The sequence below is a fragment of the Ruegeria sp. C11 genome, from assembly GCF_056537725.1.
Genome location: NZ_JBQFSB010000010.1, coordinates 118,909 through 143,793, shown reverse-complemented (window position 1 = coordinate 143,793; position 24,885 = coordinate 118,909). Strand labels below are relative to the sequence as shown.

The 24,885-nt window shown below is 57.0% G+C and carries 18 protein-coding genes, 1 tRNA gene and 1 pseudogene; 10 read left to right on the top strand and 10 right to left on the bottom strand.

The features are described from left to right. Positions 1–129: 129 nt before the first annotated feature. A complete protein-coding gene (locus ACR0NA_RS17555) occupies positions 130–2,208 on the bottom strand; it encodes a VIT and vWA domain-containing protein (RefSeq protein ID WP_480731105.1) in 2,079 nt (692 codons plus the stop codon). Continuing rightward, positions 2,205–3,659: an exosortase T gene (xrtT, locus tag ACR0NA_RS17550; RefSeq protein WP_480731103.1), complete on the bottom strand. Its 1,455-nt coding sequence runs from the start codon at positions 3,657–3,659 to the stop codon at positions 2,205–2,207. Before xrtT ends, ACR0NA_RS17555 begins: the two co-directional genes overlap by 4 nt. A gap of 268 nt (positions 3,660–3,927) precedes the next feature. On the opposite strand from xrtT, the gene ACR0NA_RS17545 reads away from it, so the two are divergent. Next, positions 3,928–5,085 carry an efflux RND transporter periplasmic adaptor subunit gene (locus tag ACR0NA_RS17545; RefSeq protein ID WP_480731101.1) on the top strand — a complete coding sequence of 386 codons (1,158 nt, stop codon included), beginning with the start codon at positions 3,928–3,930 and terminating at the stop codon, positions 5,083–5,085. Continuing rightward, positions 5,086–8,205 carry an efflux RND transporter permease subunit gene (locus ACR0NA_RS17540; protein WP_480731098.1) on the top strand — a complete coding sequence of 1,040 codons (3,120 nt, stop codon included), beginning with the start codon at positions 5,086–5,088 and terminating at the stop codon, positions 8,203–8,205. 145 nt (positions 8,206–8,350) lie between these two features. Here ACR0NA_RS17540 and iolB read toward each other — a convergent pair whose 3' ends face one another. The 6 genes and pseudogenes from iolB to ACR0NA_RS17510 all read right to left on the bottom strand — a co-directional run bounded on the left by iolB (position 8,351) and on the right by ACR0NA_RS17510 (position 15,392). Continuing rightward, positions 8,351–9,178, bottom strand: coding sequence for a 5-deoxy-glucuronate isomerase (gene iolB / locus ACR0NA_RS17535; protein ID WP_480731096.1), 828 nt, complete (start codon positions 9,176–9,178; stop codon positions 8,351–8,353). Beyond that, positions 9,171–10,085: a myo-inosose-2 dehydratase gene (gene iolE / locus ACR0NA_RS17530; RefSeq protein ID WP_480731094.1), complete on the bottom strand. Its 915-nt coding sequence runs from the start codon at positions 10,083–10,085 to the stop codon at positions 9,171–9,173. Before iolE ends, iolB begins: the two co-directional genes overlap by 8 nt. Positions 10,086–10,129: 44 nt before the next feature. Continuing rightward, complete coding sequence (gene iolD / locus ACR0NA_RS17525) at positions 10,130–11,956, bottom strand: 3D-(3,5/4)-trihydroxycyclohexane-1,2-dione acylhydrolase (decyclizing) (RefSeq protein WP_480731092.1); 1,827 nt, start codon at positions 11,954–11,956, stop codon at positions 10,130–10,132. Then, on the bottom strand, positions 11,953–13,866 hold the full coding sequence (locus ACR0NA_RS17520; RefSeq protein ID WP_480731090.1) for a bifunctional 5-dehydro-2-deoxygluconokinase/5-dehydro-2-deoxyphosphogluconate aldolase: 1,914 nt from the start codon (positions 13,864–13,866) through the stop codon (positions 11,953–11,955). Before ACR0NA_RS17520 ends, iolD begins: the two co-directional genes overlap by 4 nt. Further along, positions 13,863–14,180 (bottom strand): annotated as a pseudogene (locus ACR0NA_RS17515) (P-loop NTPase family protein); the annotation flags it as partial. The gene ACR0NA_RS17520 and the pseudogene ACR0NA_RS17515, both read right to left, overlap by 4 nt. A gap of 396 nt (positions 14,181–14,576) precedes the next feature. Then, positions 14,577–15,392: a MurR/RpiR family transcriptional regulator gene (locus ACR0NA_RS17510; protein WP_480731088.1), complete on the bottom strand. Its 816-nt coding sequence runs from the start codon at positions 15,390–15,392 to the stop codon at positions 14,577–14,579. Positions 15,393–15,494: 102 nt separating this feature from the next. On the opposite strand from ACR0NA_RS17510, the gene ACR0NA_RS17505 reads away from it, so the two are divergent. The 8 genes from ACR0NA_RS17505 (at position 15,495) to ACR0NA_RS17470 (ending at position 23,233) form a co-directional block, all read left to right on the top strand. Beyond that, the gene (locus ACR0NA_RS17505; protein ID WP_480731086.1) at positions 15,495–15,827 is read left to right on the top strand and encodes a Gfo/Idh/MocA family protein; all 333 of its coding nucleotides are present in this window, start codon (positions 15,495–15,497) and stop codon (positions 15,825–15,827) included. After that, positions 15,818–16,624 carry a Gfo/Idh/MocA family protein gene (locus ACR0NA_RS17500; protein ID WP_480731084.1) on the top strand — a complete coding sequence of 269 codons (807 nt, stop codon included), beginning with the start codon at positions 15,818–15,820 and terminating at the stop codon, positions 16,622–16,624. Before ACR0NA_RS17505 ends, ACR0NA_RS17500 begins: the two co-directional genes overlap by 10 nt. Before the next feature lie 12 nt (positions 16,625–16,636). Then, positions 16,637–17,626 (top strand): inositol 2-dehydrogenase, encoded by a 990-nt coding sequence (gene iolG / locus ACR0NA_RS17495; protein WP_480731082.1) that lies wholly within the window; start codon positions 16,637–16,639, stop codon positions 17,624–17,626. A 174-nt stretch (positions 17,627–17,800) separates the two neighbouring features. Next, positions 17,801–18,760, top strand: coding sequence for a dihydrodipicolinate synthase family protein (locus tag ACR0NA_RS17490; RefSeq protein ID WP_480731080.1), 960 nt, complete (start codon positions 17,801–17,803; stop codon positions 18,758–18,760). Further along, positions 18,751–19,683 carry a 4-hydroxyproline epimerase gene (locus ACR0NA_RS17485; protein WP_480731078.1) on the top strand — a complete coding sequence of 311 codons (933 nt, stop codon included), beginning with the start codon at positions 18,751–18,753 and terminating at the stop codon, positions 19,681–19,683. The genes ACR0NA_RS17490 and ACR0NA_RS17485 overlap by 10 nt, the downstream gene beginning before the upstream one ends. A 47-nt stretch (positions 19,684–19,730) precedes the next feature. After that, positions 19,731–20,972, top strand: coding sequence for an NAD(P)/FAD-dependent oxidoreductase (locus ACR0NA_RS17480; protein ID WP_480731076.1), 1,242 nt, complete (start codon positions 19,731–19,733; stop codon positions 20,970–20,972). 332 nt (positions 20,973–21,304) lie between these two features. Further along, positions 21,305–23,077, top strand: coding sequence for a capsular polysaccharide synthesis protein (locus tag ACR0NA_RS17475; protein WP_480731074.1), 1,773 nt, complete (start codon positions 21,305–21,307; stop codon positions 23,075–23,077). Between the two features lie 70 nt (positions 23,078–23,147). Continuing rightward, a tRNA-Leu gene (locus ACR0NA_RS17470) sits at positions 23,148–23,233 on the top strand. Positions 23,234–23,263: 30 nt separating this feature from the next. Here the strand turns inward: ACR0NA_RS17470 and ACR0NA_RS17465 are convergent. Together ACR0NA_RS17465 and argJ are read right to left on the bottom strand one after the other, a co-directional pair. Then, the gene (locus tag ACR0NA_RS17465) at positions 23,264–23,662 is read right to left on the bottom strand and encodes a (deoxy)nucleoside triphosphate pyrophosphohydrolase (RefSeq protein WP_480452557.1); all 399 of its coding nucleotides are present in this window, start codon (positions 23,660–23,662) and stop codon (positions 23,264–23,266) included. Beyond that, the gene (gene argJ, locus ACR0NA_RS17460) at positions 23,659–24,885 is read right to left on the bottom strand and encodes a bifunctional glutamate N-acetyltransferase/amino-acid acetyltransferase ArgJ (protein WP_480731071.1); all 1,227 of its coding nucleotides are present in this window, start codon (positions 24,883–24,885) and stop codon (positions 23,659–23,661) included. The genes ACR0NA_RS17465 and argJ overlap by 4 nt, the downstream gene beginning before the upstream one ends.

Here is a 24,885-nt window from a genome sequence, read left to right as displayed (position 1 = left end):
CACCGAAGTCACGATCAGAGATCATACTGCCATTGGCCGGGTCAAGTGGAGCCTGAACCTGCGGTCTGCGCCAGGCGAAATCATCCCCCAGCCACCAGGCATCTGTGCGCAGTTTGTAGGGGACGTTTCTCATGCCGCGCCCCTCCGACCACGGGTCAGACGCAGCGCGCCCAGAGCCGCAAGAATAATCAATCCAAATATCGTTTGGGGCTCGGGTGTGGATGATCCACTAAACGCGGTTTTGGGATAGGCCCCGGCGCCAACACCCGCCACCTGAGGCAAGGCTACCGGAGTAGTGGCTGTTGGCACATCGCCAGTGTTGACGATCAACTTTGACACGGCAACAAATGAGGTGAACTGCGTCTGAAGATTGAACTGCAACCCAAGATCGGTGATCTGCGCCTCAAGCTCCTTGGGATCGCCAGCCTGTACCGCGATGGCACGGTCAAGATCCGCAATTCTGGTACGGGCCCAGGTCAATGGGATCGCAGCGCCCTGATGCGTATCGCCCTCTGGATCGGAAACTGTTGGCAGAACCGGCGACAGTGGCATTCGTGCTTTTCTACCCTGCACCAGGCCATTGATCGTGATGTCGGCAGGCCCACCACCGTCGTACCGGGCCAGAACCCGGATTGAGCCGCCATCGAACAGGTCTGGAATGTGGTATGGTACCACTTCGCTGACATTCAACTCGCCCCAATCAATGGAGATATCAGTCAACACCGGCGATTTCAGGTCTCGGGCCAGCGTATCCGCTACATCCGAGGCGCGCTGAGTCGGATCAACATAGCGGGCATAGCCGCGGCCTTCTTCGGCCATCGCGTCCAAAAGGTAACGATTTACCGAAGTACCCACCCCAAAGGCATATATACGGGCATCGCCGATTTGCCGCCGGATTGTGCGCAGAACACGCGACTCGTGACCGATATAGCCATCGCTGAGGAAAACGACGATGCGCAGCGTGTTGGCGGGCTGTTGCGTTGCAAAAGCATGACGAATTGCATTGTCGATTTCAGTGCCACCCCCGGCACGAAGACCGCGCACATAGCGCAAGCCAGACCGGATGTTGCCATGCGTAGCAGGAACGGCTTGGGATGCGAACTCGGACGCACCCGAAGAAAACCGGATCACGCGAAAATAATCCTCGGGGCGCAGCCCCTGCAGTGCGGATTCCATAAACCGTTTGCTGGCATCCAGAGGCGCGCCGTCCATCGAACCCGAGGTATCCAGAACAAAAACCAGCTCTCGTGCGGTGATCTGATCCGCTTGCGGGATCTTGGGCGGTTCAACCAGCAACGATACAAAGCCGCCCCGCTCATCGTGATAGGCCAGCACTCCGGCAGTTGTCTCATCGCCCCCAAGTTCGTAGCGCAAAATAAGGTCACGGTTGTCGATCACCCGCCCGTCCCGAAAAATGGCGCTGATCACTCCTTCTGACTGTTGGACTTGCAAGTCATGCGTTGCGCTTGTCAGATTGGATACGGGAACAGCCGCGCGCAGGTTCAGATCCAGCGAGACCCGCGCGGGTTCGATGACATCCGGGTTCGAAAGGTGTGGAACCGGTGGGTATTCCGGCAGTTCGGAAACAGTCCAACCGTCGACCTTGGTTGAGGCAGCCGGGTCTTCTTCGTGGAAATCCGCCAACACAACGTGCTCGGACGTTGGGTTGGAGTTCACTGCCCCCTGATAGCGCGGCCCGACGACCAGCGGCAGAACCAGTTCATAAGAATCGTCGATCTTGGGAACGGCCTGCACATAGCTAAGCGTCACCGTGATCGGCTGCCCCGGCATCAGGTTGGCGACTTTCTGTGTGAACATGTTGGGACGATGCTGGGTCAAAAGGGCCGCTGCCTTGCCCTCTTGCTTTGCGGTCTCAAAGGTCTGTTCGGCCTGCTGCTTTTTCTGAATCTGTGCCTCAACCACTTCATCCCCCACCTGCATCTGCATCGCATAGACGGCAGCCTTTTGGTTGAGAGGGAACAGATATTCCGCCGACATCGGATCATCCGACGGGTTCACGAACACCTGCCGCACCTGAACAGTTGCCATATCTCCCTGAATATCAACGGAAAGGTCCGATTTCAGCAGAGGCAAGTCCAGTTGCCCGGCTGCCCCGCTGCCGATCAAACGGCCTGCGATCTCGTCGTCGGGCTGTGCGTACACAGCCCCGGGCAGCAGCAGAAAAACAAAAGCAAAATAGCGTATCATGTGTCCGTTCCTTCGATGGTTTGAATGTCCAGAGCTGCGATCGTGGCAGCGTCGAGTTCGGCGCGCAGTGCAGTGTCCAGAGCCCATGGGGTGATCCTTTGCACGCTGCTCCAGGTGCCGCCGGTCCCGTTCAACCAGCGCCAGATCGCTTCGCCGACGCTGGGAGTGACCTGCCCGCTCTGCGAGACATAGCTGACCGCAACCAACCATCGGTCTCCGTCGGGACCCGTGGCCCGATAGTAGGCGCTGGGAACGCCGTCATAGCGTGTGCCCAGAAACCGCACTTTGTAGCCAAGACCCCGCAGGCAGATTTCGGGGGCATGAAGATGCCGCAGCGGCGCGCGCGTGCTGACCACATTCAGCCCCAGCGGACCGAACTGGGCCTTCTGTGCCTGCCCGCCATAGGCTTCGAAATAACGAGATTCCATCTGTGTCAGAGGCACTTTCTGCCCCTGAAATCCTTGGATTTGCGCGGGCAGGATCGGCACCGTCACGCTACCCGAAACGTCCACCGGATTTGCCTTTAGGGACACGATGACAATGCTGCCGATAAGGCAAGCAATCCCCGCCAGCATTTTGATGGGTTTCGGCAGAATAAATGGCTTGGGCCGTGGGCGGCTTTCACGCGTCTTTCTGCTGCAGGGCCGATAGAACAGGGCAAAGGGTGCGACGGTCAGGCCAAGTGTCGTCAACCCAATAAGGCTGTGCCAAGGCTCGGCCATCACATCCAGATCATAAGCGAGGCCAGTTGCAAGCAGCGAAATACGAAGGCTGTTTCCAAGTGTGGCGCATCCAATTACGGCCAACAGGCTGAGACCGCCGACATGCCACCGTGGCCTCATAACCGCGTTTTGGGTCACCACGAAGGCCAACGACAGCAAAAGACCCGAGGCTCCGGAACAGGGCAGGTCTACCAGAATGTCCTTCCGCTCCAGGGTGATGCGCACCCCGTCGCAGGCCACATTCGAGAACAGTGTGACGAGCATGTGGCAGGCCAATTCCGCCGAAACCATTTGCAACGGGAACCCAAGCGTGCGCTGCAGGACCATTTCTGTTGGCAGGGAAAACAGAAACAACGCAGCCATCCAGAATGGTGAAATCGCAAAGGGTCGACGATTTAGCTGCAGCAGTACAACCAGAGCAAAAACATCTACAGCAAGCGCAAGTGCACTGAGAATGTTGATCGCCAATATCTGCCCCAAAAACCGGATCAAAGCGGCCATCAACAACAAGGCAATCGCCGGCATCCGAGAGACAACTTCTTTCGGCCGCCCGCTCAGCAAACTCATCCCGGCCAGACACAAAATCAGCAGGACGTAGGCGTACCCGTAAGACCCGTAAGCAGGACTGAGCCAACTTCGGACAAGCCATTGCAGAGGCTGCGCGGCCAATATTGCAGAGGCAATCGCGAATGCGCACCAAGCCACTGTATCTGTGGAAAAACTTTTCATGCCGCCAGTTGTGAACGGCGAACGCGCATTTACTCTGCCCAAGTTGTGCAGATTCTGATGAGATTGCCGCTATTTGCGAACCTGATCCCATCATTGTCCTGGCAAATTTACGAAGAAATGGCCGACATTAGAGGACAACCCATCTATTTCGTTTCCGCCGTCATCAACTTCTGCAAGAAGCGGTGGATACGCAGAAAACTGTTGTTGGTGATAATGCGGGCAAATTAAGCTATCAATAATTCAGGGTGTTGAGTTTCAGGAGGAGTGAGTGCGCTTTGGGCAGCGAATAACGGGTGAGAACCGGGGCGCACGCCATATATTTTCGGTGTGCCTGCTGATCCTTGTTTCCGGCTGCTTCGAGAAAGAGTCGGATGAAACAAAAGCCAAAGCACCGAAGGTTGTCGTCGCACAGGCAAAGACACAAGAAGTACCGCTTTTTCTTGAGCTGACCGGACGTACCGAGTCGCCCAACACGGTGTCCGTTCGGTCGCGCGTCGATGGTCACGTTGAATCGCGTCCCTTCAAAGAAGGTACAGATATCGTCAAAGGCGATACCCTGTTCGTAATTGACCAACGTCCTTACGCAACTGAACTAAAGCGCCTCAAGGGCGAGCGAGACAAAAGCCAGGCCAGCTTAGACTTCGCCAACAGGGAGAAGGAGAGGGTTTCCGCTCTGGCGAGTGATGGAACAGTCGCACAGGAGAAATTGGACGAGAAAACCACCAGCGCGGCCGAAGCGAAGGGCGATCTCGACAGTAGCCAGGGCGCGGTGGACTCGGCTCAGGTCAACCTTGATTACGCGACGGTTTCCGCCCCAATTGATGGACGTATCGGACGGGTTTATCAGGATGTCGGCAATGTCGTTTCGGGAAATGACACTGTCCTGACTGAACTGGTCCAGATGGATCCCTTGTTCGTTTATGTAAGCCCAAGTGAGGCGCAATTTCTGGAACTGGAAAAATACAGATCGGCAAATCCCGATCTGAAGGTCGCGATCACGCTGGTCGACGGCAGCGTACATCCGCACGAAGGTGCGCTTGATTTTTCGGAACCGGGCATTGATCCCACGACAGGCACTATTGCTGTGCGTGCCGTGTTTCCCAATCCCGACAAAACGCTGCGCCCCGGTCAATATGCCAGAGTGAACATCCAGCTAGCCGAGCAGTCAGGCCAGATAACAGTACCCTCTGAAGCGGTTGCGCAGGATCAGGCCGGATTCTTTGTTTTTGTCGTCGACAAAACCGACAAGGCCGAAATGCGCCGGGTAACCGTTGGCCGCAACTACGAAGGTCGCCGCATCGTCATGACGGGGCTCAAGGACGCTGAAGTGGTGATCATCAAGGGGCAACAACGCGTCCGGTCAGGCATGGCTGTGGAGGTCACAAAACCTTCCGCCGGTTCGGGTACAGACAAGGCTGATGGCTGAATGCTGAGCCGGTTCTTCATCTTCAGGCCAGTCTTTGCCTCGGTTATCGCGCTGGTCATCGTGATCGCCGGATTGATTTCGATACCACTGCTTCCCGTCGGCGAATTTCCCGAAGTCGTGCCTCCGACGGTTGTCGTCAGCGCCACGTATACCGGCGGCAGCGCCGAAGTTGTCGAAGAGGCTGTGACAATTCCCCTTGAGGAGCAGATCAACGGCGTTCAAGGGATGGTTTACATGTCGTCCACCAGCTCCAATGACGGCACCTCGAACATAACCGTCACTTTCGAGGAAGGTTACGACCTTAGTATTGCAGCCGTGGACACGCAAAACAGGGTTTCCACAGCGATGGCGCAACTTCCGGATGAGGTCGTCGCCTCGGGAGTGACCGTAACAAAGGAGTCGGTTGACCTGATCATGGGGGTTAACCTTATTTCGCCGAACGGCCAGTTCGACGAACTCTTCATCTCAAACTACGCGGACATCCACATCACGGATCGTCTCAAGCGTATTCCGGGTGTTGGAACGGTTATGGTTTGGGGTGAGCGGGTCTATGCAATGCGGATCTGGCTTGATCCCGAAAAGATGGCAAGCCTCGGCCTGACCGCATCTGATGTTTATGACGCGATAACCGAACAAAACCAGCAGGTCGCCGCAGGTTCGTTGGGCGCGCCGCCGAACCATAACAGCCAGAAATTCCAACTGACGCTGACTGCAAAAGGAAGGCTGCAAAACAAGGAAGAGTTTGAAGATATCGTTCTGGGCATCGGCGGTGACAGTGCTGTTATCAGGCTTAAGGACGTGGCGCGGGTGGAACTGGGCGCCGAGGACTATTCGTTCAACTCGACCTTGGATAGCGGCCCTACAGTGGGCCTTGGTGTCATGCAGCTTCCGGGGGCCAACGCCCTGCAACTGGCATCGCAGGTTCGCGAAACCATGGCGGAACTGTCACAGGATTTCCCTGAGGGTCTTGAATATACAGTTATCTACGACACAACGAACTTCGATCGAGAAGCAATTCGGGACGTTCTCTTCACACTTGGACAGGCTATCCTGCTTGTCGTTTTTGTCATTGTCATCTTCCTGCCCAACCTGCGGGCTGCGCTAATCCCGGTGATAACAATTCCGGTCTGTCTGATCGGCACTTTCGCTTTGATGTACGCTTTGGGCTTTTCAATCAACCTGCTGACGCTGTTCGGTCTTGTGCTGGCGGTTGGTCTGGTTGTCGATGACGCAATCGTCGTGGTCGAGAACGTATCGAGGCATATCGAAAACGGTGAGACGGATGCCAAAATAGCCGCACGTCGCGCAATGGACGAAGTCACCAGCCCGATTGTGGCCACTTCGCTGGTTCTGATGGCAGTTTTCATACCTGTTGCCCTGATGCCCGGGCTGACGGGCAAGTTATATCAGCAATTCGCCCTGACCATTGCCTCGGCCGTTGCTATTTCAGCGATCAACGCCCTGACACTCAGCCCAGCCTTATGTGGTTTGCTTTTGGGCGGGGCACGACCAAAAGCCAAGATAATCCAAAAATTCGATGCCGGATTTGCGTGGTTTACCCGGCGCTATGAGGCGGTTGTCGGCTGGTTCATCCGGGTCTGGCAACCTGTGGCACTGGGCTTTGCGGCGCTACTGGCGGGAACTGTCTACATGTTTACCGTCGTGCCCGTGGGTTTTATCCCAAACGAAGATCAGGGCTATTTCATCATCAGCTTGGAAACGCCGGAAGGTACCGCGCTGGGTCAGACCCAAAAGGTCGTCGATGAAGCTTACGAAATTCTGCATGATCTGCCGGGGGTCAAAGGTGTCATTACTTTCACCGGTTTCAGCATTTTGACAAACACGTCAGCGCCCAATCAGGGCAACCTGTTCGCAGTTCTCGAATCCTGGGACAAGAGAAAGGGGTCGGGTGAAAGCGTAGCGGCGCTCATTGCCAAGGCGCAGGCGCAATTCGATGAGATCCCCGGCGGAATACTGACCACCTTCAACCCGCCCCCCATTTTTGGCCTATCGCCAACCGGGGGGTTCCAGTTCGAATTGCAGGACACAACGGGCGGCTCGCTGCAGGACCTGGAGCAGCTGACTAGGGAAATGGTTGCGTCTGGAAATGCCCGGCCTGAGTTGTCCGGCCTGTACAGCCCGTTTTCCGCCAGCACGCCGCAGCTGCATATCGAGCTTGACCGAACCAAGGCTCTGACCGAGGGCATTTCGATTGGTGATGTCTTTGATGCGCTGCAGACGTTTTTGGGCGGCGTCTACGTCAACGATTTCAACGTCTACGGCAGAGTTTACAAAGTATATCTGCAAGCCGATGTAGATGCCCGGCAAGCCGAAGAAGACATTGGTCGGCTTTACGTGCGCAACGACAAGGGCAGCATGGTACCGTTGAGTGCTTTGGTAAAGTTGCAGCCCCAGATCGGCGCACGCACCATCAATCATTACAACCTGTTCCGTTCGACCAGTATCAGCGGTGCCGCAGGTGAAGGTCACAGTTCCAGTCAGGCGATCACGGCCATGAACACTTTGGCGAAACAGACGCTTCCAAGGGGGTATACCTTTGAGTGGACCGGTAATGCGTATCAGGAAATCAAAGCGGGGAACGTAGCGCCGATCCTCTTCACGCTGGCTGTCGTATTCGCTTTTCTGTTTCTGGCCGCCCAGTATGAAAGCTTTGTGATGCCGCTAATGGTTCTGTTGGCGGTTCCGCTCGCGATTTTCGGGGCATTGGTGGCGCAATGGTTTCGAGGCTACGACAACAACATCTATTGCCAGATCGGATTGGTCATGTTGATCGGTCTGGCAAGCAAAGGCGCCATTCTGATTGTCGAGTTCGCCCGACGTCGACGCCAGGAGGGTCTTTCGATCGAAGAGTCGGCAATGGAAGCCGCACGCATCCGGATAAGGCCATTGTTGATGACTGCATTTGCTTTCATCCTGGGCGTAGTGCCGCTGGTCATTGCCAGCGGTGCTGGATCTGCCGCTCGAAGATCCCTTGGAACTGCTGTCTTTGGCGGGATGATAGTCGCTACAGTGCTTAGCCTCGTGCTTGTACCGGTATTGTACGTCGTTATCGAACGGCTACGCGAGCGTCTGACGAAACGCCGCGCGATCTCCGGTTGAGACCGCACAGTCAGGCTATTCGAGCCTAAGGGCCAACGGCAGCTCTAGGCCGTCGTTACCACAACAAATGGCGACAAGAGGCGCAAATCTCCAACCGTTGCACTTCAAGACATAGCGCGGTTCGAATTGTGACGATCGTGATGCGTCAAACAGCGTCGCGCTGCGCGATCCAGTCGTGATCCGGATCGTTCTGAAAACGCCACTTTCGCAGCGGCCCGGCCATGACGTTCAGATAGTACATCTCATATCCGTAAGGCGCCCCGCAAGGGTGGTGGCCGCGTGGGACCAGCACGACGTCGCCATCCCTGACCGCCATGGTTTCATCCAGCGATCCGTCCTCGGCATAGACCCTTTGAATACCGAAACCCTGCGCCGGGTTGAGGCGGTGATAATAGGTCTCTTCAAGGTATGTCATGTTCGGATAATCATCCTCATCATGGCGATGGCTTGGATAGGACGACCAGTTGCCGTCAGGCGTAAACACCTCGGTCACCAGCAAGCTGTCGGCCACATCGCGGCCTTCCATTGCAATGTTGTTGATATAGCGGATGTTCTGCCCCTTGCCGCGCGGCGTCAGTTCGATGCCTTCCGGGCCCAGTCGGCATGCGGGATAGTTTCTCTTGCCGGGCGCACTGCATACCGCCAGAACGCATTTTGTGGTTGCCGTGGCCGACCACGCGTTGTCGTTGGGAACATAGGCACAATGCGGTGGCGTCTTTTCGAACACACTCATCCGGTCGCCCATTTCGCCGAAATCCATACTGTCGCAGCTGACGTTTGCCTTGCCCTCGACCAGCACCAGAATGACTTCGCGGCTGCCCGTGGATTCGGCCACAGTCTCACCCGGTTCCAGATGGTAAAGACCAAAGCCCACATAGCTCCAGTCCGGGTTCAGCGGACCGCGGGCGCTATCGGGCGTAATATCATGAACCTTGCCTGATGTCGCAGACGGTTTGCACAGCAGATCACCCACCAAGACCAACTCCTCGTGCCGTTTGTTTCAGAGATTTGAGCCCCATCGACTGATAGTGATGTGGATTGCGTTGCTCGGGGTCCTGTTCGGCTTCGATCACAATCCAGCCGTCATAGTTCTGATCCTTGAGGATCCGCAGCAGCGGCGTGAAATCCACCCCGCCCTCGCTATCACCGGGAACTGTAAAGACGCCTGCACGAACGCCATCCATAAAGGACAGGCCCTTCTCACGTACCTCGGCCATGACGTCGGGGCGCACATTCTTGGCATGGAAATGGCGTACGCGATCCCTGTACTTCCGCAGGATTGGCGCGGGGTCCTGCCCATTCGCGCCAAAATAGCAGTGACCCGCATCGAACAACAGTTTTGTCGCCGGGCCAGTGGCCGCCATGAAAGCGTCGATCTCCTCCGGTGTTTCCACCACCGTTCCCATGTGATGGTGATAGACCAGATCAATCCCCTGATCGGCACAGTATTGAGCGATTTCTTCGATTTTTGCCCCAAACGAGGTCATTTGCTCGGGCGTCAGAACGGGTGCATCGTCTACCGGAACATCCAGCCCCTGCACCGAATTCGATGTCTCACACACGATACAAACCTTGCAGCCATTGTGTTTCAGCTTGTCCAGATGGGGCTGTATCGCCGCTTTTTCCTCTTCGACCGAGTGGTCCAGCAGGTTCAGTGAGTGCCAGCCCGAGATGAACTTCAGGCCATGCCCGCCCAACAGTTGTTTCAGCGCCTCAGGGTCATCCTGCGGCCAGCGATGCCCATTCTCTATCCCATCGAACCCGATCTGGCTGGCCTCGGTCAGGATTTGTTCGGTGGGGATATGCGCGCCCAGAGACTGGTCGTCATCATTCGCCCATGCGATGGGATTGGTGCCGTAAAGGATCATGGCTGTGTCCATCTTCTGATTATTTCGAAAACGCGCGCCCGGCTGAGGTGACGCGCCTAATTCAAGCGCGCGCGCAAGGCTGCTTCGTACCCAAGGCGCGCTTCCTTCACCTCATCACGGTCACTGACTTCAGGCACCGCCACGTCCCACCAAGAACCGCCATCGGGTGTGCTGGGGTAAGGATCGGTATCGATGACGATTACAAAAGGACCTTCCGCGGTTTTGGCTCGGTTCAAAGCATCCTCCAACTCGGCAACCGTCCCGACATGCACTGCGGCCGCACCCATTGCGGCCGCGTGTGCGGCAAAGTCGATATTCGATGGGTTGGTGTGATGCGCGTGGTCCAGCAGATTGTTGAACTCGGCCCCGCCGGTGCCCATTTGCAACCGGTTGATGCACCCGAAACCACGGTTATCGGTAATCACGATCGTGATTTTGATACCCATCATGCAGGCGGTGGCCAGCTCGGAATTCGCCATCATGTAGGACCCGTCGCCGATCATGCAGACCACATCGCGATCCGGCTGCGCCATCTTGATGCCCATGGCCCCTGCAATCTCGTACCCCATGCAGGAATAGCCATATTCCATGTGATACGCCCCGGGACGCGGCGCTTTCCAGAGCTTATGCAATTCACCCGGCATCGTGCCCGCTGCACACATGACCACCGTGTCCGGCCCGCTGGCACGTTGCACAGCGCCGATGACCTGCTGGTCTGTCGGCAGCGCATTGCCATCCCCGGACGTTTCAGTCAGGGAATCAACGGCTGCAAACCAATCGGTTTTCAGAGCCGCATCGGGCGCGCTGGCTGCGTGACTGCCCAATGCGCGCGTCAATTCCTCAAGCCCTACCCTCGCATCGGCCTGTAGTGGCATTGCCCCATGTTTCACGGCGTCATAGGCAGCGACATTCAAGCTGACCAGTTTACAGTCCAGGTTCTTGAACAGCGCCCATGACCCGGTGGTAAAATCCTGAAACCGGGTGCCGACCCCCAGAGCCAGATCGGCCTTTTCGCACAGCGTATTGGCGCTGGAGGCTCCGGTCACCCCAACAGGGCCAAGGTTCAGTGGATGATCCCACGCCAGTGCCGATTTGCCGGCCTGACTTTCAACAACCGGTATCTGATGCGCTTCGGCAAAGCTTTGCAGCGCGGCGCAGGCATCCGAATAATGCACCCCTCCTCCTGCAACGATCACGGGGTTCTTCGCCGTTTTTACCGCATCCGCCACACGCGCCAGTTCGCCCTCATCAGGGCGCATACGTCTCTGATGCCATGTTTTTTCATCAAAAAAACTTTCGGGCCAATCATAGGCTTCGGCCTGTACATCCTGACAAAAGGCCAGCGTCACTGGTCCGCAATCTGCCGGGTCAGTCATGGTAGCAAAGGCACGGGGCAGCGCGGTGAGCAACTGTTCGGGCCGGGTGATGCGGTCGAAATATCTGCTGACCGGGCGGAAGCAATCGTTGGCGCTGACGGTTCCGTCACCAAAATCCTCAATCTGCTGCAAAACTGGGTCAGGACCGCGACCGGCAAATACATCGCCGGGGATCAGTAACAACGGCAACCGGTTGACATGCGCCAGCGCCGCAGCGGTCACCATGTTGGTGGCGCCCGGACCGATCGAGGACGTCACTGCCATCGCCCGCCGCCGACCGGATTGCTTGGCATAGGCAATCGCAGCGTGGGCCATGGTCTGTTCGTTGTGTCCGCGATAGGTCTGAAGAGTGTCACGTTCCGCATACAGCGCCTCGCCCAGACCGGCGACATTGCCATGTCCGAAAATCGCCCAGACACCAGCAATAAATGGCGCACCGTCTTCGTTTTTTTGCGCCGAAAGATAGCGCACCAGTGCCTGTGCCGCAGTTAGCCGGATCGTGCTCATGCTGCCTGTTCCTTTGCTTGCGCGCGCACCTGATCCCAGATCGCGCAAAGGTCTTCATATCTCGCCGCCATCTGTGCAACGGCATCCGTGTCGCCAAGCTCACCCTTCATCCAGGCGCGAGCGGCATCACCAAAAATCGTGCGCCCCACGGCAAATCCCCGGACCAGATCGAATTTGGCAGCCTGCGCGAACGAGGCCGCCAGTTCATCCGCCGGGGCATCCAGCCCCAGAACAACGATCCCTCGCGTATGGGCATCATTGCGCTGGACGGCCTCGACCACAGCTGCCCATTCCCCATCGGTCCTGAGCGGCTCCAGCTTCCACCAATCCGGATAGACACCAATATCATAGAACCGCTGGATGATCTTTGGTGTGGTTGCAGATCGCACAGCCCCCACCTTGGACGGAATGACTTCGAGCAGAAACTCCAGTCGGTTACGCCGGGCTGCCGTGAACAAACGCTTCACGACGTCTTCCTGCCGGGCCTTCATCTCATCGCTGTCATCAGGGTGATAAAAGCACAGGCATTTCACCACATGTTCCGACGGCCATTCGCCCAACCCACCGAAATCCGGCCCGATCTCGGGCTCGGCCCGCAATGGGCGCGAGGCGGGCAGTTCTACGGGGTGGCCGATCCACAGCCCTTGCCCGGCTGCCTTGTACAGGGCGTCTCGTCCCAGACGCGAGTCGCATAGCAGGCCATAACCCGGCCGACCACCAGCCACCCGCGTTGCAGCCTCCAGGCAGAGCGATTTGAACGCACCGATCTTTTTGGGCGTTGCGCCCTCCATCTCTTCGAACTGGATGCGGTGATCAAACGCAAAGACCCGCATTGTGGACCAGTCGCCTTTGCGGTTCGTGGACCAGTGCAACTGTTCCAGCTGGGCATCCTTTCGCAACGCCTTTTCCCTGACACCGCGGGTCAGGAAAAACTGCAGCTCTTCCCAGCTGGGATAGGCCGGGGTACAGCCATGGCGGCTGACGGCAAAGGCGCCGCAGGCATTGGCGTATCCCAGAGCAGTTGGCCAATTCTCCCCATCCAGCCAGCCTTTGAGTAGACCGGACATGAAACCGTCACCGGCACCCAGAACGTTGAATACATCAATGGGAAAGCCCGGGCCGCTCTGCCCCTCATCCAAAGTAGCGGGAATGTCGCCCACAAAGGCCGATGCGCCCATTGGCCCCCGTTTGCAGATCAACACGGCATTTGAAACGGCCCGCACCGCACGCAGGGCGGCCATGATATCAGTGGTGCCGCCTGCAATATGAAACTCTTCTTCGGTGCCTACGATCAGATCGAACAGGTGCAGGGTCGATTGCAGCTTTGCAGTGACCTCGGCGCTTTCCACATACCGGCTTTCGCCATCCCCATGCCCGGCCACGCCCCACAGGTTCGGGCGATAGTCGATATCCAGTGCTGTCTGCGCCCCATTTTCGCGTGCCAGTTTCAGCGCCTTTAGCGTTGCGGCTTCGACCTGCGGATGGCTCAGATGTGTGCCGGTCGCCACAACCGCGCGCGCTTCGGCGATGAAGGCCGGGTCGATGTCATCCTCGCTTAACGCCATGTCGGCGCAATTCTCGCGGTAGAATATCAGGGGAAACTGCTCCTGATTGCGAATACCCAGCAACACCAGCGCAGTCAGCCGGTCAGGATCGGTTTTGATCCCGCGCACATCAACGCCCTCGCGCGCCAGTTCCTCGCGGAGGAAACGGCCCATATGCTCATTCCCGACACGGGTGATAAGCGCGGATTTCAACCCCAGCCGCGCGGTGCCTGCCGCCATATTGGTTGGCGATCCGCCGATATATTTGTTGAAGGAAGCCATATCCTCCAACCGGCCGCCCACCTGCGCCCCATAAAGGTCAACCGACGAGCGTCCAATGGTGATGACATCAAGCGTCTTTGTCATACGGTTCCCCCAAGACTGCCTTCGAGCTGAGCCAGTTCCTCACCATCAGCAATCATGTCCTGCAACTGGTCCGGTGTGATCTCACCGCGCACAGCCGTGCCCAGCGTCTGACCCCGGTTCAGCACCGTGAAACGATCACCCACCGCCATCGCATGCCGAACGTTATGCGTGATGAAGACTACGCCAATTCCATTTTTGCGGACCCTGTCTATCGTGGCCAGAACATTCGCAGTCTGCCGCACACCCGATGCCGAAGTAGGCTCATCCAGAATCAGAACCTTGGCCCCGAAATGCACCGCGCGCGCGATGGTCACGATGATGCCATGCGGATCGGTGGCGGTAGCCTGTTCAACAATCCGCGCCATATCGGCCAGATCGCCCGTTGGCGGATTGCGATACTCGACATCCGCGCCCATCTGCTCACCTGCGAGCGAAATTGCGTTCTTGATCGTATTCCACCAGCTGTCGCTGTCCGGTGCGTGGCTGATTAAAATGATCTTTTCACCTTCGGCGGCTGCCGGCGCCGCAAAGCCAGTCGCGCAAATTGCGGCAGCAGCTACGGCTGTCAGCAATTTCTTCATGAGATCCTCCCAAATTCATGCGAGCCGCGGCTCGTTTTCTGCGCGGGCTTCGAACGGTAAAGGTCCGCAAAGCACCATGTATGGAATAAACATTCCAAAGTAGTAATAATCAATAGCTAAATTCCAAAATCAGGAACTCCTTCCCGCACCAACGGAGACAGCCAGTGCCACGGCCAGCGACAAGGTAGCAGATAGCGCGCGGAACGCGCCAAAATCGACTTCGGCCACTGACAAGGACAATACGCCCTGCATTTGGAGGGGGCTTAGTCCGGTATCCGTAATCGCAACAACAGGAACTTTGCGCGCAACGCTTTCACGCGCCAGCGCCACCGTCTCTTCGGAATAGGGCGCAAAGGTAATGGCGATCAGCGCATCACCCGGCCGAACGGCATGTACATGGTTCAGGTTGCCGACGCTGTCATGCAACATTGCCGGGATTTCCATCTTTTCAAAGACATAAGCCAGATACGACGCCACGGGAAATGCGCGCCGCAAGCCAATGACATGTATCATCTCGGCCTGCACCAGTTTTGCCACCGCTTGGTCCAGAACGCGGGAATCCACGGTATTTGCAAGGTTTTCCAAAGACATACGACCCGCATCTACAAACTCGGCCAGCAGGGCCGAAGGGCTGCCGGCACCACGTTCGCGCAAGGCTGCAAGGCGGCTGGCATAATCAGGAAACCCCTGGGCTACCGACTCGCGGAATAGTTTCTGCATTTCGGAATAGCCGGAAAAGCCCATGATCTGGCAAAACCGCATCATCGCGGATGGCTGCACCTGTGCGCCCGCTGCCATTTCGGCCACAGTCCCCAGCGCGATCCTGTCGGAATGCGCCGCAAGATACTCCGCGCACTGTTTCATTCGCTTCGGAAGCGTATCGGAAATTTCGCGCAGGCGGTGATGAAAGGCTTCGACACTTTTTGGTGCGGGCAGGTCGTGCATCAGGGGTCCATTTGTTCTTGACAGAATGCTTGCAGATCACGATAGCGATAATGGAACAAATATTCCATAGAGCTTTCGCAAACGACAAGACGGGAGATCAAGATGAGCACGCCGTTGGGCATCGGATTGATTGGGACCGGATTTATGGGCAAAGCCCATGCGCTGGCTTATCGCAATGCGCGCGCCGTCATGGGCAATCTTCCCGCGATCCGGCTGCGCACATTGTGCGACACGCCGCTTTCAAAGGCCGGCGCGATGGCAGATCAATTCGGGTTCGAACAAGCGGTCGACGACTGGCGTCTAATGCTGGATGATCCAGACATTCACATCGTTTCGGTCACCACGCCAAATCAGATGCATAAGGACATGGCATTGTCGCATTGTCCGCAATCTCCGCTGGCAAACATATCTGGTGTGAGAAACCAATGGCACTGACACTGGAAGACGCCGCAGAAATGGAAAAGGCCGCGCGCAAGGCCGGGGTCGTCACCCTTGTCGGATACAATTACGTTCGGAATCCAACATTCAAGCTGGCGCAACAGTTGATCGACGACGGCGCAATTGGCCAACTGGTACATTTTCGCGGCTGGGTGGACGAAGATTATCAGGCCGATCCGGACCCTCCATGGACATGGCGGGCCCGTCTGGCAGATGCCGGGCTAGGAACGCTAGGTGATCTTGGCTGTCACCTGGTTTCGATGGCCTATGGCCTCGTGGGCCCAATCGACAACCTGGTAGCTGACATTCAAACGGTGCACGCCACGCGTCCGCTTCCGGATGGATCAGGCATCGGCCAAGTGGAAAACGAAGATGCCGCCAGCGCGCTGGTGCGCTTTGCCAATGGCGTTCACGGCTCATTGTCCACGTCACGGTCCGCCTGGGGCCGCAAAAACCGACTGGCATGGGAAGTGCACGGCACGCACGGCATGATCTGCTTTGATCAGGAACGAAAGAACGAGTTGCAGATCTATCAGAACAAAGGGGACAGGGCGGAGCAGGGTTTCAAGACCAACCTCACCGGACCCGAGCACGAGCCATACGACAGTTTTTGCCCGGCACCCGGACATCAGCTTGGTTTCAACGACCTGAAAATCATCGAGGCCGCCGAGCTGCTCGGAACCATTTCCGATGGGCGCACAGCCTATCCCGATTTCACCGCCGCGCTGGAATTCGAAAAAGTTATCCACGCCATGGCACGGTCCCCACAAACCGGCGCCCGCGTTTCGATCTGAGAAAGGTTTGTCATGACACTACGTATCGCCATTCTGGGCGCAGGCCGCATCGGGCAGGTTCACGCCAAAGCCGTCGCCGCCAATTCCGACGCAGAACTGATTGCCATTGCCGATGCTTCGGCACAGGCTGCGGAAGCGCTGGCAAACAGATATGGCGGTGAAACCCGCACGATCGACCAGATCGAAGGCGCTGCCGACATTGATGCAATCATCATTTGCACACCCACCGACACCCATGCCGATCTGATCGAGCGGTTTGCCCACGCAAACAAGGCTGTATTTTGCGAAAAGCCCGTGGACCTGAGCCTGCCCCGCGTCGAAGCCTGTCTGAAAACCGTCGCAGAAGCCGGTACACCACTCATGGTCGGCTTCAACCGCCGGTTTGACCCTCATTTCGCCGCGTTGAAACAGGCGATTGACACAGGCCGGATCGGTAATGTCGAGCAGGTGACAATCACCTCGCGCGATCCGGGGCTGCCGCCGTCTGACTATATCAGCGTCTCGGGCGGCATCTTTCGCGATATGACCATCCATGATTTTGACATGGCCCGGCACCTTTTGGACGAAGAAATTACGCAGGTGTTTGCCACCGCCTCGACGCTGGTCGACCCGTGCGTTCGCGAACTTGGGGACTATGACACTGCCACGGTTCTGCTGACCACGGCCAGCGGGCGGCAGGTGACAATCCTGAATTCGCGCCGGGCCACCTACGGGTATGATCAACGGATCGAGGTTCATGGCTCCAAGGGCATGGTACACGCGGAAAACCAGCGTCCGGTCGGGATCGAGGTGGCCACAAAAGACGGATACGCCCGCCCGCCGCTGCACGATTTTTTCATGACCCGGTATATCGATGCCTACGCAGCCGAACTGGACGCCTTTATTTCCGGCCTGCGTTCGGGCCGGCCCCTTATGCCCAGCGGAACAGACGGGCTGGAAGCGTTGCGTCTGGCCGAGGCCGCGCTGGAATCTGTCAACTCGGGCAAACCCGTCAAACTGTAACGGTTTACAAGCCGCCACAGACAGGGGTGTGGATCATCGATTCACGCCCTTTTTCTTTTCTTGTGGATTTTGGATACAAAATCCCATATTGCACGAAGAACCCGTGACGGCACTCTATCTGGACGCACAGACGCCGTCACAAACTGACAACCGAGCAAACCAACAGAGGCACACATGCAGGACAACGTTTTCACCGGAACCATGCCAGCGCTAATGACCCCTTGCACCGCTGACAGAACACCGGATTACGACGCCCTTGTCAGAAAAGGTCGTGAAATGATCGATGCCGGTATGTCCGCCGTTGTGTATTGCGGTTCGATGGGGGACTGGCCGCTGTTAACAGATCAGGAGCGCATGACCGGTGTCGAGCGTCTGGTTAATGCGGGCCTGCCCGTGGTGGTCGGGACCGGTGCGATCAACTCGAAATCAGCCGTAGCCCTTGCAGCGCACGCTCAGAAAGTTGGTGCCGCCGGTTTGATGGTTATTCCAAGAGTTCTGTCGCGCGGCCAGTCGATTGCCGCGCAGAAAAACCACTTCAAGGCGATCCTGTCGGCGGCCCCAGATGTGCCCGCGATCATCTACAACAGCCCGGTCTACGGTTTTGCCACACGCGCCGAGCTGTTCTTTACCTTGCGGGCAGAACATCCCAATCTGGTTGGGTTCAAGGAATTCGGCGGCAAGGACGATCTGCGCTATGCCGCCGAGCACATCACCAGCAAGGATGATCAGGTCACGCTGATGGTCGGGGTCGATACCGAGGTGTATCACGGCTTTGTCAATTGCGGGGCGACCGGGTCCATCACCGGCATCGGAACCGCCCTGCCCAAAGAAGCGTTGTTGCTGGCCGCCCTGTGTCAGAAAGCGGCCGATGGAAACGCCGAGGCCCGGCTGCGGGCCCGCGAACTGGAAGAAGCATTCGGTGTTCTGGCCAGCTTTGACGAAGGCACCGATCTGGTGCTGTATTACAAACACCTGCTCGTCCTGAACGGTGAAGAGGAATATCGCCTGCATTTTGTCGAAACCGACGCGCTGTCCGACGCCCAGCGCAATTATTGCGAACAACAATATTCCCTGTTCCGAAAGTGGTTCGCCGACTGGTCCGCGCAAGGCGGAGTAATAGCCGAATGCATGTGATCGACAGCCATACCGGCGGAGAACCCACCCGGGTGATCCTGGATGGCGGCCCCGATCTTGGCTCGGGATCATTGGCAGAACGTGCGCGGCGCCTGTCCGACGAACACAAGGATTTCTACCTTTCGGTCATGCTTGAACCGCGCGGTCAACCCGCCATGGTCGGCGCCCTTCTGGTGGAACCTACGGACCCGGAATGCGTCACAGGTGTTATCTATTTCGACGCGGGCGCGGTGCTTGGCATGTGCGGGCATGGCACGATAGGGGTGGCGGTAACGCTGGCGCATCTCGGGCGGATAGGTCCAGGCACGCATCGGATCGAGACCCCGGTGGGCATTGTCGAAGTCGCGCTTTCTGATGCCAACACAGTTACCCTCACCAACATTGAAAGCCGCCAGATCGCACAAGCCGTATCGCTGGACGTACCTGGACATGGGCAAGTGACCGGGGATGTCGCCTATGGTGGCAACTGGTTCTACATCCTCGACCCCAGCCCGATCCCGGTCGAACCCGGCAACATCCGCGCCTTGACCGATCTGGGAATCGCAATCCGCGATGCGGCCAATTCTGCAGGCATTGGTGGTGAAAAGGGCGAACCCATAGATCACGTGATCTTTCAGGGCCCCCCACCTGTTGATGGAGTACACAGCCGAAACTTCGTACTTTGTCCGGACGATGCCTATGACCGCTCTCCTTGTGGCACCGGCTCGTCGGCGCGGCTGGCCTGTCTGGCAGCGCAGGGTCAACTGCAACCGGGCGAAGAGATCGTTCAGCATAGTGTGATTGGCAGCCCCTATCGCCTGTCCTATCAGCCGGGTCCGCAAGGGGGCGTTATCCCGACCATCACGGGTCAGGCTTTTGTCACAGCCGAAGCCCGACTGATCTTTGGCGATGCAGACCCGTTCCGGTCCGGGATCAGGATTTAGGGATCCTTCAGAAACCGAGCAGGCAAAGCGCAGAAAGCAAACGCAGGATGCAGCAACAGGACGTCATCGTCATAGGGGCCGGAATTATTGGCATCAGTACAGCGCTTGCCCTGCAGATGCGCGGGCTGAATGTATGTGTTCTGGACCGCAAGGGCGTCGCAGCTGAGGCATCACAGGGCAACGCTGGTGCATTTGCTTTTACCGACATCGAACCTCTGGCGGCGCCGGGCATCATGCGCAAGGCGCCAAAGTGGCTGTTCGATCCTTTGGGCCCTCTATCTGTGCCACCGTCATACGCATGCAAAATCACACCCTGGATGCTACGGTTCTGGCGCGCCAGCTGGCCTGACCGCTACAAAGCCTCCGTTGTCGCGCAAGCCCGCCTGATGGATCACTCGAAAGCCGCGCTTGAACGCCAGATCACGGCGGTTAACGGCGAAAAGATGATGCGGCGCGAAGGTCAGTTGCAGCTTTACGAAGGGGGCAGGCAATTCCGCGACAGCCTTCCCGGATGGCAGCTGCGCAAGGAACATGGCATCGTGTTCGACATCCTGAACGGTCGCGACGCAATCGCCGAGATACAACCAGGCATCCATCCGCGCTTCACCCATGCCGTATATACTCCTGACTGGATGAACGTGACGGACCCCTTGAAGTGGACCGAGCATTTGGCCGGTTGCTTTCGGGCGATGGGCGGAACAATCGAGATTGCCACAATCAACGCCTTGGAAATTCAGGGGGATGAGGTCGCACTGCTCACCGCAAAGGACAGTTTCAAGGCCAGTAAAGTTGTCGTCGCCGCCGGAGCGTGGTCTCATTATCTGGCCCGCAGTCTGCAAGACAATATCCCATTGGAAACTGAACGCGGCTACAACACCACCTTACCCGGTCAGGCCTTCTCGTTGCGTACACAACTTACGTTTGGAAACCACGGCTTTGTTGTCACAAAAATTGGTTACGGATTGCGGGTCGGCGGTGCGGTAGAGCTGGGCGGGCTGACATTGCCGCCAAATTTTGACCGGGCCAGTACGTTGCTTGCAAAAGCCGCACAATTCCTGCCCGGTCTGAACACGACGGGGGGCAAGCAATGGATGGGATTTCGGCCTTCATTGCCTGACAGTTTGCCGGTGATCGGACCATCTCCGCGGTCTGGCAACGTGATTTATGCCTTCGGGCACGGACACCTTGGGCTGACTCAGGCGGCCGGAACCTCAGAGCTGGTTGCTGACATTGTATCAGGGGCTGAAGCACGCCTTCACCTTGCTCCTTACGGGGCGAACCGGTTTTGACCACCGCGGAACTTTCGGTGTGAGAGCCCACTCCTTTGGCGACGGGTACCACGCTGCAGTGGAAACAAGGCGCGTCGAAGTACCATGAACACAAACCATCGCGCGTAATTGTTCCCCAGCCGGCTGCAACGCACCCTGGTCCGGACGGAGCAATCCGATTTGTTGGGTCCTGCTCGGGCAGGTTACGAAACAGCAGTGGACAAAGGCCAAACTGGCCGGGTAAGACCCAAGAACGCCCATTGCGTCGAGTTGGCTCATACCTATGGTACCGAGAACATGACTATCTGTGGCATTGCAGTCTGACCGGGTCACATTCGGTCAAATCAGAAGACTTGAAGAAAGCGACAGACTCTTTGATGAATTTCGCAGTTGCAGTTGCAGTGTTTCTGCCTTGGACTTTGTTAATCTGGCTTGCAGTTCACCACAGGAAATCAAGCCGTGCCCGCAAGAAAACCATCGCGGATACAAGACAGCAGTTGGAAAACGTCACTGATAGTCTTTCCCGCCGGGCGGAACGTGCGGAAAATGAAAATAGAACATTTGCCCCGAAACTGGATCGGGTGGAAAAAGAAAAAGAAGCACTTTCCCAGAAAATTAAGGGTCTTAAAACCGAGGTCGGTAATCACTTTGAAAAGATAGTGGACATTGCGAAGGCGATTCCCGAAGTCACCGGAAATATTATTGAAATTCCGGAAGTGGACCCCTCGGAAAACAGGGAAAATACGATCTGGATTTACTGGGATTCCGGTCTCAATTCGGCTCCGGATATTGTCTTGCATTCCTACAAGCTGTGGGTGGAAAAGAATCCGGACTTCCAGGTAGTTTTCCTAGATGACGAAAAGCTGAAATCCATCGTCGGGTTTGACTTTGCGGCAGATGCAAATTGCTTTCCTTTCGTCAAACTGACGAAAGCTTCGTTTTCCGACCTTCTTCGGGTGTATCTGCTGTATCGGTTTGGTGGCGTTTGGGTCGACTCGACGACGTTGTGTGTCGAGCCCATTTCGACCTGGCTCCCTAAAGAACAACGGGATCTTTTCTGCTTCAGGCAACCGCCGGATCATCCTGACAGGCAGTTGGTGTCTTGGTTTTTGGCGTCCCGGCAGGGGCATCCTGTCATTCGCGAGCTTCTGGAAGAAATCCTGCGCTTCCTTGGGAAGGAAAGAAACGGTCTTGCAACCGTAAATATGCCCGTCCTGCACAATGCCATCGCAAATAAGCGGGATGATCTGGTGTCACGGGAAGGCACAGGGTTGGACTTCCTCTCATACTGTGAAGACCGAAATGTGATCCCTTACTTCTGGATGTTCTACCTTTGGAACGAGGTTATGAAAAATAACCAGGACACGAAAAGGGAACTGGACAACAAGATCAACAGCTACTGCCAGCCTTATGCCGAATGGGACGAATTCAGATCATCAAAAGTTGCCAAGCAAACGCGCAAAAATACCAACAACAAAGATCTGGAAAAGAAGACAATCTATCTGCTGAAAAATTCAACTCCAAAGGCAAGGCTGAGCTTTCTTCACATACCCAAGGCCGCCGGCTCGTCGATTGAGAATGCTGCCCTGAAAAGAGGAATCTTCTGGGGCAGGTTCGACAGAACGCTTGAGAGGAACGATCTCGGGGTATCGCGTTGGCACTATCCTCAAAAGACTCTGTTCAAGGGCTTTTGTGTCATTCGAAATCCGTATGAGCGGGTGATCAGCCAGTTTCGGCACGAACACGAAACCAATGATTATGACGAAAACAAGCTGAACGCTTGGGTTGAAAAGAAGTTCGAACTGTTACGCGCAAACCCCAACCTGTCGGACGGCCATTTCATTCCACAGGTGGATTTCTTCAAGTTTTGCGATTTCGCAGTCGATTTTGGCAGGCTTGACGCACAGCTGCAAAGCCTCCTTTCAGAGTTTGGAGTGCCCGACTTTACAATCGGAAGAAATTTTGGCGGCGCCGTTCAGGATCAAAAAAGGCGCAACTCGACCTACAAACATCTGGGGATTGAACATCTGTCGACATCATCGGTCGACATCCTAGGCGCATACTACAAAGATGACTGCGACTTGTACGAAACTGTTGCATCCAGCCCTGACTTTCTTACCAAGTGAATGTGCTGTCGGGCTGATTGCAATAGCCTCCGCAGCAAGTTAGGAAGCAGTAGCAGGACACCTGTCGCGTGCGGGCGTGATGGAATGGTAGACATATCGGACTTAAAATCCGAAGGCCTTAGCGCCGTGTGGGTTCGAGTCCCACCGCCCGCACCACCGACCAATAAAAATGCTGAACTCGGATCGTCAAAGCCAGTCGCGCAGTATCGGGATCAACGGTATGTCTGCAGCGGGCATTGGGTAGTTCCGCAAATCCGCCGCGCGCACCCATTTCAGGGCCTGCCCCTCGTTTGACCGGGGGATACCCTCCCACTTGCGGCACGCAAACAGCGGCATCAGCAGGTGAAAATCGTCATAGCTGTGACTGGCGAAGGTCAGCGGCGCAAGGCATGAAGCCCATGTGCCGATCCCCAGTTCTTCGTCCAGCTCACGGATCAGGGCTGCTTCGGGGGTTTCACCGTTTTCAACCTTGCCACCGGGAAATTCCCACAGCCCGGCCATGGACTTGCCTTCCGGGCGCTGCGCCAGCAGCACCCGGCCATCGACGTCGATCAGAGCAACGGCAGATACCAGAATGGTTTTCACGACCGGTAATCCGCGTTGATCTCGATATAACCGTGGGTCAGGTCGCAGGTCCAAACTGTGGATGCCCCTTCGCCAAGCCCCAGATCTACAGCGATCACAAGGTTCTGGCCTTTCATATAGGCGGCGGCCTCTTCCTCGCGGTATTTGGGGCTGACCCAGCCATTTTCAGCAACCAAGATGTCACCAAACGAGATGCTCAACCGGTCCCGATCCGCCTGTGCGCCGGATTTGCCGATAGCCATGACCACACGGCCCCAGTTCGGGTCTTCGCCCGCGATGGCTGTTTTGATCAGCGGTGAATTGGCAATCGCCAAAGCATGCACTTTGGCATCCGCATCCGAAGCAGCGCCGGTCACACGAATTTCCACGAATTTCGTGGCCCCTTCGCCGTCGCGCACCACTTGCTGCGCCAGATCCAGCATCACGCTTTCCAGCGCCTCGGCAAACGCTGCATTTCCGGTGGCGTCGACGCCCGAGGTACCCGTCGCGCACAAAAGCAGGCTGTCCGAAGTTGACGTGTCGCTGTCGACGGTGATGCAGTTGAAGGTACGATCCGTCTGCGCACCGAGCATGGCCTGCAGTGCAGATTGTTCAAACTGCGCATCTGTAAAGATATAGACCAGCATCGTCGCCATATCCGGCGCAATCATGCCCGAACCTTTGGCAATCCCCGCTATAGAGACTGTTTTGCCATCAATATCGACCTGTGCGCTGGCCCCTTTCGGGAAGGTGTCCGTGGTCATGATGGCGCGCGCCGCGTCCTCGATCGCGTGGCGGCTGAGCCTCGATTTCAGCGCTTCAAGCTGCGCAACGATGCGGTCATGCGGCAGTGGCTCTCCGATCACGCCGGTTGACGAGGTCAAGACCCGTTCGACTGCAACTCCGGTCGCCTGGGACACGGCATGTGTCACCTCGGTTACCGAGGTCTGTCCGTAATGCCCGGTAAACGCATTGGCGTTGCCCGAGTTGACGAGAATTGCAGCAGGCCCGTCACTGGAGCCACCGATCTTGTCCTGACAATCCAGGACGGGCGCGGCGCGTGTGGCTGAGCGGGTGAAAACCCCGGCCACCGAAGTGCCCGGGTCCATCACCGCCAACATGACATCTGTTCGGCCCTGATAGCGTACGCCCGCCGCAACCGTGGCAAAGCGGACGCCTTCAATGACAGGCAGTTCGGGAAATTCCGCCGGTGCCAGCGGGGAAACTTTGGGTGCAGCGGCCAA